This is a genomic window from Nocardiopsis sp. NPDC055551, from assembly GCF_053619415.1.
Genome location: NZ_JBSHJJ010000002.1, coordinates 239,825 through 256,060 on the forward strand (window position 1 = coordinate 239,825; position 16,236 = coordinate 256,060).

Annotated in this window: 13 protein-coding genes; 6 read left to right on the top strand and 7 right to left on the bottom strand. The window is 68.0% G+C overall.

The window, feature by feature from the left end; genetic code table 11:
* Positions 1 to 46: 46 nt before the first annotated feature.
* Together ACWGSK_RS04935 and ACWGSK_RS04940 are read right to left on the bottom strand one after the other, a co-directional pair.
* On the bottom strand, positions 47 to 301 hold the full coding sequence (locus ACWGSK_RS04935) for a DUF397 domain-containing protein (RefSeq protein WP_358503386.1): 255 nt from the start codon (positions 299 to 301) through the stop codon (positions 47 to 49).
* The gene (locus ACWGSK_RS04940; RefSeq protein ID WP_452455252.1) at positions 298 to 1,158 is read right to left on the bottom strand and encodes a helix-turn-helix domain-containing protein; all 861 of its coding nucleotides are present in this window, start codon (positions 1,156 to 1,158) and stop codon (positions 298 to 300) included. The genes ACWGSK_RS04935 and ACWGSK_RS04940 overlap by 4 nt, the downstream gene beginning before the upstream one ends.
* 270 nt (positions 1,159 to 1,428) lie before the next feature.
* On the opposite strand from ACWGSK_RS04940, the gene ACWGSK_RS04945 reads away from it, so the two are divergent.
* The 3 genes from ACWGSK_RS04945 to ACWGSK_RS04955 all read left to right on the top strand — a co-directional run bounded on the left by ACWGSK_RS04945 (position 1,429) and on the right by ACWGSK_RS04955 (position 4,581).
* A complete protein-coding gene (locus tag ACWGSK_RS04945; protein WP_358503381.1) occupies positions 1,429 to 2,004 on the top strand; it encodes an ATP-binding protein in 576 nt (191 codons plus the stop codon).
* Between the two features lie 120 nt (positions 2,005 to 2,124).
* Positions 2,125 to 2,544: a hypothetical protein gene (locus ACWGSK_RS04950; RefSeq protein WP_358503378.1), complete on the top strand. Its 420-nt coding sequence runs from the start codon at positions 2,125 to 2,127 to the stop codon at positions 2,542 to 2,544.
* A gap of 198 nt (positions 2,545 to 2,742) precedes the next feature.
* Positions 2,743 to 4,581 (top strand): pentapeptide repeat-containing protein, encoded by a 1,839-nt coding sequence (locus ACWGSK_RS04955; RefSeq protein ID WP_358503375.1) that lies wholly within the window; start codon positions 2,743 to 2,745, stop codon positions 4,579 to 4,581.
* 205 nt (positions 4,582 to 4,786) lie between these two features.
* Here ACWGSK_RS04955 and ACWGSK_RS04960 read toward each other — a convergent pair whose 3' ends face one another.
* Positions 4,787 to 5,734, bottom strand: a complete 948-nt coding sequence (locus ACWGSK_RS04960) for a lysylphosphatidylglycerol synthase domain-containing protein (protein ID WP_452455253.1) — start codon at positions 5,732 to 5,734, stop codon at positions 4,787 to 4,789.
* A gap of 267 nt (positions 5,735 to 6,001) precedes the next feature.
* Here ACWGSK_RS04960 and ACWGSK_RS04965 point away from each other — a divergent pair, with 267 nt between their 5' ends.
* Positions 6,002 to 8,578 (top strand): bifunctional FO biosynthesis protein CofGH, encoded by a 2,577-nt coding sequence (locus ACWGSK_RS04965; RefSeq protein ID WP_452455361.1) that lies wholly within the window; start codon positions 6,002 to 6,004, stop codon positions 8,576 to 8,578.
* 138 nt (positions 8,579 to 8,716) lie between these two features.
* Here the strand turns inward: ACWGSK_RS04965 and ACWGSK_RS04970 are convergent, their stop codons facing one another.
* The 4 genes from ACWGSK_RS04970 to cofD form a co-directional block, all read right to left on the bottom strand.
* On the bottom strand, positions 8,717 to 9,730 hold the full coding sequence (locus ACWGSK_RS04970; RefSeq protein WP_358503366.1) for a chitinase: 1,014 nt from the start codon (positions 9,728 to 9,730) through the stop codon (positions 8,717 to 8,719).
* 159 nt (positions 9,731 to 9,889) lie between these two features.
* Entirely contained in the window at positions 9,890 to 11,479 is a 1,590-nt protein-coding gene (locus ACWGSK_RS04975) for a Na+/H+ antiporter (RefSeq protein WP_452455254.1), read from the bottom strand.
* Between the two features lie 134 nt (positions 11,480 to 11,613).
* Positions 11,614 to 12,909 (bottom strand): coenzyme F420-0:L-glutamate ligase, encoded by a 1,296-nt coding sequence (locus ACWGSK_RS04980; protein ID WP_358503360.1) that lies wholly within the window; start codon positions 12,907 to 12,909, stop codon positions 11,614 to 11,616.
* Positions 12,906 to 13,889, bottom strand: coding sequence for a 2-phospho-L-lactate transferase (gene cofD, locus ACWGSK_RS04985; protein WP_452455255.1), 984 nt, complete (start codon positions 13,887 to 13,889; stop codon positions 12,906 to 12,908). The genes ACWGSK_RS04980 and cofD overlap by 4 nt, the downstream gene beginning before the upstream one ends.
* A gap of 248 nt (positions 13,890 to 14,137) precedes the next feature.
* On the opposite strand from cofD, the gene ACWGSK_RS04990 reads away from it, so the two are divergent.
* Positions 14,138 to 15,619, top strand: a complete 1,482-nt coding sequence (locus ACWGSK_RS04990) for a hypothetical protein (protein ID WP_452455256.1) — start codon at positions 14,138 to 14,140, stop codon at positions 15,617 to 15,619.
* Positions 15,620 to 15,858: 239 nt separating this feature from the next.
* Entirely contained in the window at positions 15,859 to 16,146 is a 288-nt protein-coding gene (locus ACWGSK_RS04995) for a WhiB family transcriptional regulator (protein WP_067605953.1), read from the top strand.
* The last annotated feature ends 90 nt before the right edge of the window (positions 16,147 to 16,236 follow it).

Here is a 16,236-nt window from a genome sequence, read left to right on the forward strand (position 1 = left end):
GCGGTGGGTGAGGGCCCACCGCAGGCGGGGTTCTGGCCGGGGTCGGTTAGCGGAGAGCGCTTCTGAGGAAGCCGGTCCATTCGGAGACGGGGAAGGGGAAGTGTCCGGCATCGGGGTGCTTCGAGTCACGGATGGCCGCGCCTCTGGGGAGTTCGGCGACCTCGACGCAGTCTTCGCCGGCACCGCTGTGGCTGCTCTTCCGGAAGCTGGTGGGGATGTGCGCTACCTCCACGCAGTTTCCACCTGTCTCACCGCTATAGCTGCTTTTATGCCAGTTCAACTCCAGCGATTCTTGATTCATCGCAGGTTCTCCATGATCTCCTTCATCCTTGAACGTGAGGGTTCAGGTTTGAGCGCGGCCATCCGAAGGTGTTCGAAAGCTATCTGATGGTTCTTGATCTCTGAGGGTTGCTCAAGGTACATCGCTCCAGTGCGGTATTCGAGGTAGATGAGACCAGGATCCGTGGAAGCTGGGAACCCTAGGATGGAGAAGCTTCCCAGCATGCCAGCGTGAGTTCCACTTGGTTGTGGCAAGAGCTGGATGGTGATGCGTGGATGGGAACTCAAGTTGAGGATGTGGTCAATCTGATCATGCATGACTGATCGACCTCCGACCTCGCGGAGAAGAGTTGTCTCGTCGATGACAGCCCAGAGTCGGATGGCCTCTTCCCCAGACAGGATGTTCTGCCTGGCTATGCGCACGTCGACCAACTTCTCGACTTCGTCAGAGCCCTGTTCCGCGATCGCCCCGTTGATAACGGTGTATGCGTACTCCCTGGTCTGAAGTAGGCCCGGGATCAGCTGAGTCTCCCAGGTATAGATCTCTGAGGCACCTTGCTCAAGACCGAGGTACAAAGAGAACCATTTCGGCAGGGTGACGCTGTCGTCCTGCTTCTCCCACCAGCCTCGTTTGCGCGCGTTGCGAGCTGCTTGAAGGTAGTGATCACGGCGTTCCTCGGGAATCTGGTAGAGGTCGAAGAGGATTTCTTCCAGGTCCCGGGCGCGTGGTGGGACCACTGCGGTCTCGATGTAGTGCAGCTTCCCTTGGGTGCAGCGAAGCTCCGCGGCGACGTCTTTGCGGCTGAGTCCGGCCTCCACCCTGAGACGTTTTAGCTCGTGGGCAAGCCAACGTCGCCACACTGTCGGACTTGATCCCATTTGCACCACCCTGTCTGTCTGAAGTCAGCCGTTCGAACGTTAGTTGGGTCGGCTGCCCGGTGTGGAAGCTTCGAGAAACCTGGATGGCCAGGTTGGTGAATCGCTGGCGGGAAGCTGTTTGAGATTCTATATTGAAAATCAATCATGACTCTCAAGAGTCTGAGGCGCCGGTTGTCCGCTGAGCAACACAGGGCGGATGGTGCGGAGGTTTCGTGTCCGTAGAGCCGACGCTTTGAAGTCCGGTGACCCATGTCAAGGAGTGTGTTCGTCATGCCCGAAAACGCCTTCGCGCCCGCCCCTGGCCCTGTCCCCGTCCCGGTTCAGGGCGAGGCCACGGTGCCGTTGGCCAGCTTCATCCGGCCCTTCCAACGCCACTACTTCTCCGGCCTGCCCGAGCGCCCCAACTACCGAGCGCGCAGCTACGACTTCGCTGGAGTCCCCGCCCTGATGCCCCTGGTCCGCGCGTTCCTGGACACGTGCGCGGCCACCGAAACGGGCGACTACCGCTACCTGTTCACCCTGCTGGGCAGCGAGCTGGCCAATAACGCGCTCCGGCACAGTCTCTCCGGACTCCCGGGTGGCAACTACACCCTGCGGGTGCACCGCGACAAGGAAGGACTCCACCTGAGCTGCCACGACCGGGGCGGACTACACACCCGCAACACCCGCCTCGTCCCGGCCCCGGACGGGCTGAACCTGGGAGCCGAGTCCGGGCGCGGTTTGGCGATGATCGACGCCTTGGCCACCTCATGGGGCGACAACGGCAACGCCGAGTACCGCACCGTGTGGCTGTACCTGGCCTACGACCTGACCCGCAGCGGATGGAACACCGCCGCCCTCAACTGAACTCCACGCTCTGTCACGTCGATGACATGAGACGGGCCCAGGAGAGCGCGCCAACGCTCTTCCGGGCCCTGAACCCCCGAACAACCAAACCAGTTCATTTGTAAGGAAAACGAGGATCTGATGAACCACCCTATCCCCGCGCCGCGTCGCCCCGTGGACACTCGCCCCACCCACACCAGCGGCACGACCTTCACCCCGGCCCCGCCGCGTTCGGCCCCCACCACCGGTCCGGTCTGTGCGTCCTGTGACCATCGCACCTGCCGGACCCAGCGCGCCCGCACCCTGCCCCGCCTGGGTGGACACCGCTCCGAGTTCTCCCGCGAACACGCCCAGGCCGCCCAGGCCCAAGCCCGAAACCGCCACCTGCTCATCTATTTCGGTGAGGCCACCCAGTCGTTCTGGATCGCCACCCCCTCCGGCCTGGTCGAAGCCCGCGACGTGGACGAACTCCTCCTGAAACTGTGGCCGCACACCGACCGGCCCGCCATACGGCCCTGGGCCCGGAACCTCGGCAGCCCCCGCGTTCCGGCCATGGCCTGAGCGGCCCCCGATCATCACCCCCAAACCGTCAAAGAGTGCGGTCTTGGTCGGAACTGTCCGACCAAGACCGCGCCAGGCCCGGCGCCTTCGCCCACTGAGCGGTTCGCGCCTGTTGCCACGTTCGTTGTCGGCACCCGATGTTGGCCGGAATCGGCAACCCGAGCTCGCCCCGGCGCCGGGCGGTCTACCGTGACCGCCATGCGTTCACCCACCCCCCGACAGTGGGTCGGCATCGCCTTGGCCGCCGTGGCGCTGCCCGCCCTTGCCGCTACCTCTTGGCCCCTGTTCACCTTCCTGCTGGGCCTGTTTCCTCCAGGCCTGCCCCTCAGGAGCATCCTTCTTGGTACGGGCCTGGTGGCCGCACTGGGGATCGCCGCGGTGCTCATCCGCCCCCAACAGTCGGCCTCGGTCCGGCTGTGGTGGCTGATCCTCGCCGCATGGGCGGTGGCCATCGGGGCAGTGGCAGCGATGGTGCTGCTTGTCTGGCTCATCCTGGGCACCCCTGGACTCGACGTTCCCGCCGTTCTGCCCCCGCGCGCCTTGGACGCGATCGCGACCCGGTCCTTCGCCATCGTTGCCGGCCTGGGCGGTGTCGCGCTGCTGGCGATCCACTACCGACGTCAGCGCACGACCGAAGCCGATGCCGAACGCGCCGAACAGGCAGCCGCACGTGAGGTCGCGAAGCTGTTCACCGACACCTTCGACAGCGCCAGCGACAAGCTCGGCAGTGACCACGCCGCAGTGCGACTGGCCGGCGTGCACGCCCTGGCCCGGCTGGCCGATGAGGCCCCCGAGGGGCGTGAGGATCTGGTGCAGATGGTCATCGACGTGTTGTGCGCCTACCTGCGCATGCCCTATACCTCGGCCCCTCGGGCACCGGCCAAGAACGCCTCCACGGCACGGAGGGAGGAGCACCGCGAGCGTGAGCTGGAGTTCGCCGCCTCGCGCGAGGTGCGCCACACCATCCTCCGCATCATCGGCCAGCGACTGCGCGGCCCCACCCGCTGGCGCGGTAAGGACTACGACTTCACCGGTGTCGTCTTCGACGGCTGCGACCTGCGTAGGGCCCACTTCACCGGCGGGTTCGTGGACTTCACCGAGGCCGAGTTCACCGGCGGGGATGCGCTCTTCACGGATGTCCACTTCACCGGGGGCGAGGTGCTCTTCTGGAAGACCCGATTCACCGGCGGAAAGGTCTTTTTCCTCGACAGCGTGTTCAAGGGCACGATGGTGTCCTTTTTCGAGTCGGAGTTCACAGGTAGCCAGGTTCTTTTTAGCGAAACCGAGATCGCCGATGGTGGTCTGGACTTCCCCGAGGCTCGCTTCGTCGGCGGGCATGTGGACTTCTCCCAGGCCCGCGTCACTGGCGGGCGGGTGGACTTCACCAAGGCCGAGATTGCCGGTGGGCAGGTGGACTTCACCAAGGCCGAGTTCGCCGGCGGGCGGGTGGACTTCACCAAAGCTCGCTTCACCGACGGGCATGTTGTCTTCTCTCAGGCTCGCCTGACCGGTGGCAACGTGGACTTCACGGACATCGAGTTTGCTGGTGGGGAGGTGGACTTCGCCGGAGCCGAGTTCGCTAGTGGGGAGGTGGACTTCGCTGGAGCCGAACTTGCAGGCGGGCGGGTGGACTTCGCTGAGGTTCGCTTCACCGGCGGGGAGGTGAACTTCTTCCAGGCGCGCTTCACCGGGGCGGAGGTGGGTTTCACTGGAGCCGAACTCGCCGACGGGGAGGCCTACTTCGGCACTGCTGAGTTCGCCGGCGGGGCGGTGGGCTTCTTCCAGGCTCGCTTCACCGGGGCGGACGTGTCCTTCTTCCAGGCTCGCTTCACCGAGGCGGAGGTGGACTTCACCGGGGCTGAGTTCGTTGGTGGGGAGGTCATCTTTCTTGATGCGTCAGGGGATTGCCCTGACACGCTTCGGGCAGCCATCGACCAGGGAGAACCACGTGGAGTCCTACTACCCCGATCATGGGAACCGGGCCGGACGGAGGCCGAGATCGGCTCAGAGGACCCGGCCTGCGGACCCGAACGCTGATGCACGGAAGGAGCAGCTGCTTCATCCTCGGCACGTGGATGGCCCGCCCCTCGCCATGGGCCCTGCTCATGCCATTGAGTCGACCGGGTCGACTTCTCCAGCGGCCTTCGACTGCGACGACCTGTAAGTGGGGCACAAGAGCATGAACTTCATTAACTGGCACAAGGAGGGTGAGGGTGTGCGACGGTGACGGGACTCGACCCGGTCAGGCCGGGTCGTGCGCGGCTGGTCGGATCGAGGAGCGGGACAACAACAGCGACAGACCCGCCCAGCCCACATCCGCCACGGTCATCACCAGGCGGGACAACACCGCCACCACCAGGGCCGCGCCCGCGTCCACCACCGGGGCCAGCGCGACCACCAACACCACCTCGCGCACCCCGAGCCCGGCCGGGGCGAACACCACCAGCAGACCCAGGGTCCAGGCCAGCGCGTAGGCGCCCACCGCCGGACCGATCGAGGCCAGGGCGTTCCCACCCACCCCCCAGGTCAGAAGCCACACGTGCGCGCCCAAGGGCACCCACGCCACCAGGGTCCACCCCACCGAGGCGGCCACGGCGCCCCCGCTGATCCGCAGTGGACCGGCCTCGGCCACCTCTCGGAAGCGGGCGAAGGGCCGTGCGGCCAGCCCGATGCCCCACCCCAACACCCGTGGGTGCAGGCAGGCGAGCAACACCGGGGCGGCGGCCAGCGCCCACCACCAGCGGCGGGCCGCCTCCGCCGATGACAGTGGCAGCGCCACCGCCGCCACAGCCAGACTCACCGCCACCGTCACCGCGATCGCCACCAGGGTGGCCGCCGCACCACGTGAGCGGGGCACGTTCCAGTCCCGGGCCAGTTCCACCTGGGCGACGAAGGCCCACACCGAACCCGGCAGGTACTTGCCGAGCTGACCGACGAACATCACGCGTGCGGCCACCGTACGTGGCAGTGGTGAACCCAGCCCGGCCAGGAGCGAACGCCAGGCCAGCATCTGCGCGGCCAACCCCAGCATCCCGGCCAGGACGGCGGTCGGCAGTACCCATAGGGGGAGTTCGGCCACGGCCTCGCGCGCCTGATTCCAGTTCGCGTGCACGGCCACGCCCGCGCAGGCGCACACCACCAGTAGCAGGGTGAGGCGCACCCACGTGTTACGTCGAAGCCGAGTCAGCACCCGGCCAGCCTAATGCGGTGACCCCCTAGGTTCACCGACTCGGGCCTGTCCCGCGTGATCTTGCTCGTAGCGCCCATTTGGGCGCCCAAATGGGCGCTACGAGCAAGATCATCCCGGTTGAGGACCCGTGAATCACACCGCCAACATTTCCGGCCATACCGAATGGTCGGGTGGCGGCCGGGATCCGTGAAAGACCGGCGCGTAGGGTGGGCCGGTATGAGCGGTGCGAACGACCCGGAGCCCATCCCCACGCCCACGGCGTCCGCCATGCGCAGAGCGCTGGCCCGAGCGCGTGACGGCAAGACCCTGGACCCCACCGAAGCCGAGATTCTCCTGCACGCCCGTGGCGAAGACCTCGACCTCCTCCTCGACCACGCCGGACGGGTACGCGACGCCGGCCTGGAGGCCTCCGGGCGCGGAAACGTCATCACCTACAGCCGCAAGGTCTTCGTGCCACTGACCCGACTGTGTCGGGACCGCTGCCACTACTGCACCTTTGTTACGGTCCCCGGTCGGCTCGAATCCCCCTACATGTCCCCGGACGAGGTCCTGGAGATCGCCCGCAAGGGCGCCGAGATGGGCTGCAAGGAAGTCCTCATCACCCTGGGCGACCGCCCCGAGGACCGGTGGAAGCAGGCCGCCGAGTGGCTCGACTCGCGCGGCTACGACGACACCCTCTCGTACGTGCGCGCCATGGCGATCATGATCCTGGAGGAGACGGGCCTGCTGCCGCACCTCAACCCCGGGGTGCTCACCTGGTCGGACTTCCAACGCCTCAAGCCGGTCTCGCCCTCGATGGGCATGATGTTGGAGACCACCTCTCGGCGTCTGTTCGAGGAGAAGGGCCAACCCCACTACGGCAGCCCCGACAAGGACCCGGCCGTCCGGTTGCGCGCCCTGGAGGACGCCGGTCGCTCCAGCGTCCCCTTCACCACCGGCCTGTTGTTGGGCATCGGCGAGACGTTCGCCGACCGGGCGCACTCGATCTTCGCGATGCGCGGGGTCTCCCGCCGCTACGGCGGTCTCCAGGAGATCATCGTGCAGAACTTCCGCGCCAAGCCGGACACCGCGATGATGCACCGCCCCGACGCCGAACGCGAGGAGATGGCCGCCACCATCGCCGTCACCCGCCTGGTCATGGGGCCCAAGGCGCACATCCAGGCACCGCCCAACCTCATCGGCGCGGAGGATGGGAGCGTGGACGAGTACGCGCTGATGATCCGCGCGGGTATCGACGACTGGGGCGGGGTCTCCCCGCTCACCGCCGACCACGTCAACCCCGAACGTCCCTGGCCCCAGATCGACGACCTCGCCGCCCGTACCGCGGCCCAGGGCTTCACGCTGCGCGAGCGCCTCACCGTCTACCCCGAGTACATCCGGGCCGGCGAACCCTGGATCGACCCACGGGTGCGCGCGCACGTCGACGCCCTGGTGGACCCCGAGACCGGACTGGCCCGCGAGGACGCGCCCCTGGTGGGCCGCCCCTGGCAGGAACCCGAGGCGGTCATGGTCTCCTCGGGCCGCATCGACCTGCACACCGACATCGACACCGAGGGCCGTACCGAGGACCGGCGAAGTGACTTCGACGCGGTCTACGGGGACTGGGACGAACTCACCCCCGTCGTCGACCGCCAAGGCGCGGTGCCCCGGCGGACGGACCCGGAGATCGCCGCCGCCCTGCGCAGCGCCGAACGCGACCCCGCCGGGCTGAGCGACGCCGAGGCGCTCGCCCTGCTGCACGCCGACGGCGACGCCCTGGAGGCCTTCACCGGTCTGGCCGACCGGGTCCGCCGCGACACCGTCGGTGACGACGTCACCTACGTCGTCACCAGGAACATCAACTTCACCAACGTCTGCTACACCGGCTGCCGGTTCTGCGCCTTCGCCCAGCGCCGCACCGACGCGGACGCCTACACGCTCTCCCTGGACCAGGTCGCCGACCGCGCGGAGGAGGCGTGGAAGGCGGGCGCCACCGAGGTGTGCATGCAGGGCGGTATCCACCCGGACCTGCCCGGAACCGCCTACTTCGACATCGCCGCGGCCGTGCGCGAACGCGTTCCGGACATGCACGTACACGCGTTCAGCCCGATGGAGGTCGTCAACGGCGCCGCCCGCACGAACATGTCGATCCGGGACTGGCTGACCCGTGCCCGCGAGTCCGGTCTGGGCTCCATCCCCGGTACCGCCGCGGAGATCCTCGACGACGAGATCCGGTGGGTCCTCACCAAGGGCAAGCTGCCCGCGTCGGAGTGGGTCGACGTCATCACCAACGCGCACGACCTGGGGATCCCCACGACGTCCACGATGATGTACGGACACGTGGACTCCCCGCACCACTGGGTGGCGCACATCAAGCTGCTGCGCTCCCTCCAGGAACGGTCCCGTGAGCGCAACGGACGGCCCGGTTTCACTGAGTTCGTCCTGTTGCCGTTCGTGCACACCAGCGCTCCGATCTACCTGGCCGGGCTGGCCCGTACCGGTCCCACCGTGCGCGAGAACCGGGCGGTGCACGCCCTGGCGCGGCTGTTGCTGCACGGACAGATCGACAACATCCAGGGTTCCTGGGTCAAGCTCGCCGAGGGCACTTTCCGGCAGCTGCTCCAGGGCGGTGTCAACGACGTGGGCGGCACCCTCATGGAGGAGACCATCAGCCGGATGGCGGGCTCGGGCCAGGGTTCGTACAAGACGATCAGCGACATCAAGGCCCTGGTGGGACCGACTGGCCGACCCGTTCGCCAGCGCACCACCACCTACGGCCCGGTCCCGGAGGAACGCCAGAGGGTGGCCGAGGACAGCGACGGCGTCGCCCCGAGCATCCTGCGCCCCAACCTGCCCGTGGTCTGAGGGGCCCCGAACCCGAAGGGGCGGGACGCCGGTGATGGCGTCCCGCCCCTTGTGGGGTGCGGCCCGGCGAGGGGAGGTTCGGGCCGCGCGAGGCCGCGGGTGGGAGTGCTCCCGCGGATCGTTCCCTTCCGGTCCCTCCTACACGAGGGCCGCGGAAACGGTCTGGGCGAAGTCGTAGCCGTTCACCGCGTCCCAGTTGACGGACCAGGTCATCACGCCGCCGATCTGGCCGTAGGGGGTCTCGGGGGAGTACGCGCCGCAGCTTTCGCCGGTCTGCAGGCAGTTCAGGGCGGCGACCACGTCGCTCGGCGGCATGTACCCGCCGCCGGCGGCGTCGGAGGTGGCGGGCAGGCCCAGGCCGACCTGGTCGGCGCTCAGGCCCATCTCCAGCTGGATGCAGGCCAGGGCCGCGACGAAGTCGCTGGTGCCCTGCTCGTAGACGTTGCCGTCACACCCCAGCATCGTGCCGGAGTTGTAGTACTGCATGTTCACGATGGTGAGGATGTCGGAGATGTTCTCCGCCAGCTGGTAGTACCCGGCGTCCGGGCTCTGGAAGTCGATGGTCTGCGGGGCCATCGTGATGATCAGGTCGGAACCGGCCTGGCCGCTGAGGTCGTGCAGGGCGTCGCTCATGTGCTGGGCGTCGATGCCGTGCTCCAGGTCGATGTCGACGCCGTCGAACCCGTAGTCCTGCATGAGTTCGTAGGTGGTGTCGGCGAAGTTCTGCGCCTGGGTGGGGTTGGTGACGTCGACGTGGCCGAGCTCGCCGCCCACGGAGATGATCACCTTGCGGCCCTCGGCCTGCAGGGCGGTGATGTCCTCGCGGAACTGCTCGTCGGTGTACCCGCCCAGTTCGTCACTGGCGAGGTTGAACGTGATGCCGCCGTCGAGTTCGGGGTGGTTGTCGGCGAAGGCCACCGGCACCAGGTTGTACTCGGAGGGCACGTCCCCGAGCGGCATCACGGTGGAGCCGTTGTCGAAGTTGTGCCAGTACCCGGTCAGCCACTGGTCGGTCTGTTGGACCTCGACGGAGTCGGCGTTGGCCACGGTCTCGACCGGCTCGGCGGTCGCGCCACAGGAGGAGACGAGCGCGGTGGTGGCCGCGGCGAGGCCGCCGATGAGGGCGAGCCGGGCCTTTCGGGTGATGAGCATGAGGGGGTCGTTCCTTTCGTCGAGCGGGGAGACGGGGGAGACGAAGGTGCTCGTGTGAACCGGTAATTGTTAGGAGACCTTAGAGTTACCGCCGGTGCCCGTCAACGGAAATGGTTAAGAAAGTTTGTAGTTTTCTTGGGTACCCGGTACCGGTTGTTATCAGGGGGCGATCCCACCGCCCTTGCCACGCAGGTCCAGCTCCTTGCCGATCCCGGTGAACACGTCGTGGTCGATCTCCCCCGAGCGGTACAGCGCCATCAACGCGTCCCGGCGCGCCTGATCGATCTGACCGAGCATCGCGCCCCGCTCCCGGGCGTCCCGCTTGATCCGGTCCAGGTCGCCCTCCTCGGTGTCGAGCAGCCTCTTCAACCGACCGATCCGCCGTGAGTACCTCTCCCGGACCACGTCCGCCGTCTCGTCCTCCATGTCGCCCGCGGTGAGCAGCTCGTCGACCTTGCGCACCGCCGCGCAGTCCATCTCGTACTCGGCCCGCAGGTACTCCTTGCGCCGGGTCCCCTCGTCGGTCAGTCCCAGCCGGCGCAGCAACCACGGCAGTGTCGCCCCCTGTCCGACCAACGTCACCATCACCACCACCCCGGCGACGAAGATGAGCCCGCCCCGATCCGTGAACGGGTCCCCGTCCAAGGTCGCGGGCAACGAGAGCGCGATCGCCAGGGACACCGCCCCGCGCATGCCGCTCCACCCGATCGCGACGCGCTCACGGAACGACGGAAGGTCCGATCTCAGCCGCGGTGCGAGACGCCGTGGGGGGCTGATCAACAGCATCAGCAGTACGCGCAGCACGATCGCCGTCGCGGTCACCGCCAACGCCACCGACACCAGGTACAGGAAGTCGAAACTCTCCCGCACGCTGGTGACCACCGCGTCCAACTGCAACCCCAGGAGGACGAACAGCATCGCCTCCAACAGGGTCACCAACGTGCCCCAGATGGTCTGGCCGCTCACCCGCACCCGGGGCGGCAACAGGCCCTCCCCGTGCGTGCCCAGGTAGAACCCGGCCACCACCGCCGCCAATACCCCGGAGAAGCCCGCCATCTCCGCGGGGATGTAGGCCACGAACGGGAGGACGAGCGACACCATCAGCTGCAATGACGCGTCCCGGATCCGGCCCCGGGCCCAGGCGACCCCCACGGCCACCAGCGCCCCGTAGGCCAGCCCGCCCACCACCACCTTGCCCAGTTCCAGGGCGGCGTCCCCCGGGGTGAGGGGGCGCGCCATCGCGGTGACCGCCAGACCGAACAGGGTGAGCGCCACCCCGTCGTTGATCAAGGACTCGCCCTCCAGGATCGTCAGGACCCGGCGCGGGGTGCCCACGCGTTTGAGGATCGCCGAGGCCGCCACGGCGTCGGTCGGGGCGATCGCCGCCCCCAACGCGATCGCCGCGGGCCACCCGGCGTCCGGCAACAGCAGGTGGACGATCGCGGCCAACCCGAACGCCGTCGCCAGGGTCATCCCCACCGACAGCACGATGATGGGCCGCATCAGGTCGCGCATGTCCTTGGGCGAGGAGAAGAACGCCGCGTTGTAGATCAGCGGCGGCAGGAAGACCAGGAGGATGATCTCGGGGGTGATCGACAGCGAGTGCATCCACGGGACCACGCCCAGGACCATCCCCAGCATCACCAGCACCACGGCGCCGGGCATCCGGATCCGCCCGGAGACGACCTTCCCCACGATGACCGCCACCACCACGACCAACGTGGCGATCACGTACTCTTCCACGCGCACCCGGGCCCCCTAACGTCGGTCGCGCACCGGACCAGCATGCAGTGGTCGGGCGGCCACGACACGAGGACGCGCCGCCCGCGTGGCGGGCGGCGCGTCCTGACGTGGAGCCGGGGAATCCGGAAAGGGCGCGGGGCTCAGCGCACCACGACGAAGTCGTCGGGGTCCCGGGGCGGGCGGTCCTTGGGAGGTTCGGCCGCGTATCCCACGGCCACCGAGCCCATCGGACGCCAGTCGTCGGGCACCTCCAGTACCTCTCGGACCACGTCCGCGCAGAACATCGTGGAGGAGATCCAGGCCGAACCCAGCCCCTCCATGGCCAGCCCCACCAGCAGGTTCTGCACGCCGGCGCCCATCGCCACATGGAACATCGACCGCTCGGCGTCGGCCCGGCGCTCGTCCGGGTACGGGTGCGCCCCGTCCGCGACCAGGAACGGCACCACCAGGTACGGGGCCCGTCGCAGCACGTCGCCGCGCCGGGTCCGCCGGGTGATCTGTTCCTCGGTGAACCCGTCCCCGCGCAGGTCGGTCACCCACGCCCGCAACATCTCGTCCAGCAGACGCTTGCGGGTGTGGGCCGACTCCACCATGACGAACCGCCACGGCGTCGTGTGGTGCGGGGCCGGAGCGGTCACCGCGGTGGCCACGGCGCGGCGCACCAGCGCCGGGTCGACCGGTCGGTCGGTGAAGGACCGTACCGTCCGTCGGGCAGGGACCACGTCGCGCGATCCATAGCGGAACATGTCGGCGTCGGCCGGCCGGATCAACTCGGCCGCGCCGGGGCCGTCCTCCTCGTCGACCAGGTCGCCCAGACCCGAAACGATCGCCACCGGAATCGCGCTGGTCTTGCCCTTGACCAGTTCACCGGCGCCGGCGATCTCGTCGGCGACGGCGTTGATCGTGGCGTCCATGAGGTTGCCGTGGGTGTCGACCGTGCCGCGCAGGTCCTGTGCCGCGCGCAGTCCGGCCACCCCGATCGCCACGTCGGTCTGACCCTCCCGCCAGGGGCGGCCGAAGGTGTCGGAGATCACCACGGCCACGCGCACGCCCAGGCGTTCGGTGATCTCGGCGCGCAGGGCACGGGCGGAGACGTCGGAGTCCTCGGGCAGCAATAGCACCGTCCCGGGTTCGACGTTGGAGGCGTCCACCCCGGCGGCGGCCATCACCAGCCCCTGTCGGGTCTGCACGATCCGGGTCCGACCCATGCGGGCCACCACCCGTTCGGTCTCGGCGTCGATGGCTTCCTCACGGTCCATCCGCACCGCGCGCCCCTCGGCCTTGCTGACGACCTTGGAGGTGACGACCAACATGTCACCGTCGACCAGTGGATCGCCCGAGGCCGCCACCGCGTCGACGATCAGCGCGGCCAGGTCGTCTCCTCGGCGTACCTCCGGTATCCCGACCAGGCCGCGCACGCGGAAGCCGGTGCTCATCGGTCCTCGTCCCCGCGCAGCTCCAGGGCCAGGTCCAGGGCGGCCCGGGCCAGCGCCTCGGTGGTCCGGGGGTCGCTCATGTACAGGGGGCGGGATCGGACCTCGATCCCGTCGACCTCGGTGTCGGCGTCGGCCTCGTCGACCAGCCAGCCGTCCAGCAGGTCCGAACCCAGGTGCTCGGCGACCGCTCGGGCGCTGGTCTCGACCCCGATGGCGGTGAGGCAGGCGTCGGCCATCCCGCGCACGGGCGCGCCGCCGATGATGGGGGATATGCCCACCACGGTCTTGTCGACGAGGGCCTCGCGGATCCCAGGGATCCCGAGGATGGAACCCACGCTGACCACGGGGTTGGACGGCGGCAGCAGGACCACGTCCGCGTCTTGGATGGCGCGTAGCACGCCGGGGGCGGGCTTGGCGGTGTCCGCGCCCACGGAGACGATCTCCGAGGCGGGCAGTGCGGCACGGTGCTCGATCCACCATTCCTGGAAGTGGATGGCCCGGCGCCCTTGCCCGTCCTCGACGACGATGTGCGTCTCGACCTGGTCGTCGCTCATCGGGAGCAGGCGCACACCCGGCTTCCAGCGGTCGCATAGCGCCTCGGTGATCGCGGAGAGGGGGAAACCCGCCGCGATCATCTGCGCACGTACGATATGTGTGGCGGTGTCCCGATCACCGAGCCCGAACCAGGTGGGTTTCATCCCGTAAGCGGCGAGTTCCTCCTTGACCGTGAAGGTCTCGTCGATCCTGCCCCAGCCTTGTTCCTCGTTGATCCCACTGCCCAGGGTGTACATCACGGTGTCCAGGTCCGGACAGATCCGGAGGCCGAAGAGGGTGATGTCGTCACCGGTGTTGCCGATGACGGTGATCTCGTGGTCTGTGGCCTGGTCCGGGCCGGTCGACGCGTCCATTCCCAAGGCGGCCTTGAGGCCGCGGAGGAAACGTGCGCCGCCGATACCGCCGGCCGGTACGACTATCCGCATGCGCCCAAGTCTGGCAGGCTGGGCAGGCGTATGGGTCGTCTGCCCCATGGTGGGCGCGGTCCATCGTGACCGATCCGGTGCGAGCGGTTTGCGAACCTTCCGGTGGCGGTCACCATCCCACCCCATCGGCTCCGCGTTCGGTGTCCCTTAAGTCCCGCCCACGCACGGTCGAGCCGATTCACCCGACAGTCCGACGATATGCCAAGCTTCCTCCGACGCGATGGCGAAGCAGCAGAGGGGAACCTCTCTTGAAAAACGAAACACTAGAACGCCTACGCCTGCCCGGGGCCTGGGTCCTGTTGGGGGCCGTGGGTGTCACGATGCTCTCGGGTCTCATCGATCTGATCATCATTTCGAGCGAGATCGGCGGGAGCTTCGCCGGGGCCATGGGAGGGGCCGGTTCGTCCTTCTACGGCATCAACGTCACCCTGCTGCTGATCGCGGCGGTGGCCCTGGTGTTGACCGGTGAGCGTACTCGCCCGAACTCCTTCCCGGTGGTCCTCACCGCGATGATCATGGTCGGGGTCGGGCTGCTGTTCTGCCTGATCGGCTTGATCAGTGGGTTCATCGACATCAACAACGGTGGCCTGGCGTTCTCCGGCTTCCTGTCTCGGGCCGCACTCGGCGCGGTGCTCGGCTTCTTCGGGTTCGCTCTGCTGAAGGCGTTCAACGACCCGAACCTGGTGCCGCGCGCGCAGCCGCAGCAGCAGGTCCAGTACCCGCAGCAGTTCCCGCCGGCCACCGGCGCGCAGCAGGGATTCGCCCAGCAGGGCTACCCCTCGGCCGACCCGGCCCAGGCCTACGGCCAGGACCCGGCGGCGCAGCAGGCGGCCTACGGTCAGCAGTACGGCCAGGAAGCCGCTCAGCAGCAGGTGGCCTACGGTCAGGACGCCTACGGCCAGCAGCAGGAGGCCGTCGCCCAGCAGTACGGCACGGGTGCGCAGCAGGCCGCCTATGGCCAGGACCCCTATGGTCAGCAGCAGGACGCCGCCGCCCAGCAGCAGGCGGCCTATGGCCAGGACCCGGCGGCCCAGCAGTACGGGACCGGCGCTCAGCAGGCCTATGGCCAGGATGCCTACGCCCAGCAGTACGGGACCGGTGCGCAGCAGGCCGCCTACGGCCAGGACGCCTATGGTCAGCAGTACGGCACGGGTGGCCAGCAGGCCTACGGGACCGGCGCTCAGCAGGCCTACGGTCAGGATGCCTACGCCCAGCAGTACGGGACCGGTGCGCAGCAGGCCGCCTACGGCCAGGACGCCTATGGTCAACAGCAGGACGCCGCCGCCCAGCAGCAGGCCGCCTACGGCCAGCAGTACGGGGCCGACTCCTACGGTCAGCAGTACAACGTCGACGCCTACGGCCAGCAGTACGGAACGGGCGCTCAGCCGGCCGCGCAGCCGGCCGAGTACGGGCAGGGCTACGACCCCTCCCAGTACGCCCCGCAGCCCTACGACGCTCAGCCGGTCGCCGACCAGCAGGCCCAGGACGCCATCCAGAACGGCTGGTACCAGAACCAGAACCAGGCCCAGCCGGGGCAGGAGCCGCCTGCCGAGGGCGGAGTTGAAGGATTCTTTAACTCCGGTGAGAACAATGGTGGTGAGTCGTCGGATCCGAACGCCGGCACCTACGGGAGCCAGTACGGATCAGGCGCCGGTTACGGCTCTGACCAGCAAGGACAGGGTGGAGCCGATGGCCAGCAGAACTGGTACGGCAACGACGGTCAGCGCTGATCCATCCTGGTAGGCCTCCCGGAAGCGCACCTTGGAAGGTACGTGAATGGCGTGGTAATCCACAGAACGGACATCGCGGGCCTGCCGTTGGAGGCTCGTCGCATGATATTCAGTGGATTACCACGCAGGGCGCTTGACCTCAGGTCGAGCATCCACGTGTAATTCCAATGTGGGATTTCCGCCCGACCCGGGGGATGAAAAGGGTCGGGACATCTATTGGGGGGCTACAGGAGGTGCGCATGAGCGAGGTCATCCCGCTGGCGCACGGTTCGGATGAAGATCCGGGCTGGCAGGAACGTGCCTTGTGCGCGCAGACCGACCCGGAGGCGTTCTTCCCCGAGAAGGGCGGCTCCACCAGGGAAGCCAAGAAGGTCTGTCAGTCGTGCGAGGTACGTGCGGAGTGCCTGGAATACGCGCTGGAGCATGATGAACGCTTCGGCATCTGGGGGGGACTCTCCGAGCGCGAGCGCCGAAGGCTGAAGAAAGCCGCCGGGGGAGATTTCGATTTCCTGGCGGACATGCTCTGAGGAGCCATCGCCATAGCGCGTCCGGGCACGAGCCCGGGCGCGCTTTTCTCATGTCGGTGGCTCTGAACCACGCCCTCCCTCCTCCGATGG

Excerpts from the sequence above, each read along its gene's own strand:
- ACWGSK_RS04935 (WP_358503386.1), bottom strand. The coding sequence starts at position 301 with ATGAATCAAGAATCGCTGGAGTTGAACTGGCATAAAAGCAGCTATAGC.
- ACWGSK_RS04940 (WP_452455252.1), bottom strand. The coding sequence starts at position 1,158 with ATGGGATCAAGTCCGACAGTGTGGCGACGTTGGCTTGCCCACGAGCTA.
- ACWGSK_RS04945 (WP_358503381.1), top strand. The coding sequence starts at position 1,429 with ATGCCCGAAAACGCCTTCGCGCCCGCCCCTGGCCCTGTCCCCGTCCCG.
- ACWGSK_RS04950 (WP_358503378.1), top strand. The coding sequence starts at position 2,125 with ATGAACCACCCTATCCCCGCGCCGCGTCGCCCCGTGGACACTCGCCCC.
- ACWGSK_RS04955 (WP_358503375.1), top strand. The coding sequence starts at position 2,743 with ATGCGTTCACCCACCCCCCGACAGTGGGTCGGCATCGCCTTGGCCGCC.
- ACWGSK_RS04965 (WP_452455361.1), top strand. The coding sequence starts at position 6,002 with ATGCGCAGAGCGCTGGCCCGAGCGCGTGACGGCAAGACCCTGGACCCC.
- ACWGSK_RS04970 (WP_358503366.1), bottom strand. The coding sequence starts at position 9,730 with ATGCTCATCACCCGAAAGGCCCGGCTCGCCCTCATCGGCGGCCTCGCC.
- ACWGSK_RS04980 (WP_358503360.1), bottom strand. The coding sequence starts at position 12,909 with ATGAGCACCGGCTTCCGCGTGCGCGGCCTGGTCGGGATACCGGAGGTA.
- cofD (WP_452455255.1), bottom strand. The coding sequence starts at position 13,889 with ATGCGGATAGTCGTACCGGCCGGCGGTATCGGCGGCGCACGTTTCCTC.
- ACWGSK_RS04995 (WP_067605953.1), top strand. The coding sequence starts at position 15,859 with ATGAGCGAGGTCATCCCGCTGGCGCACGGTTCGGATGAAGATCCGGGC.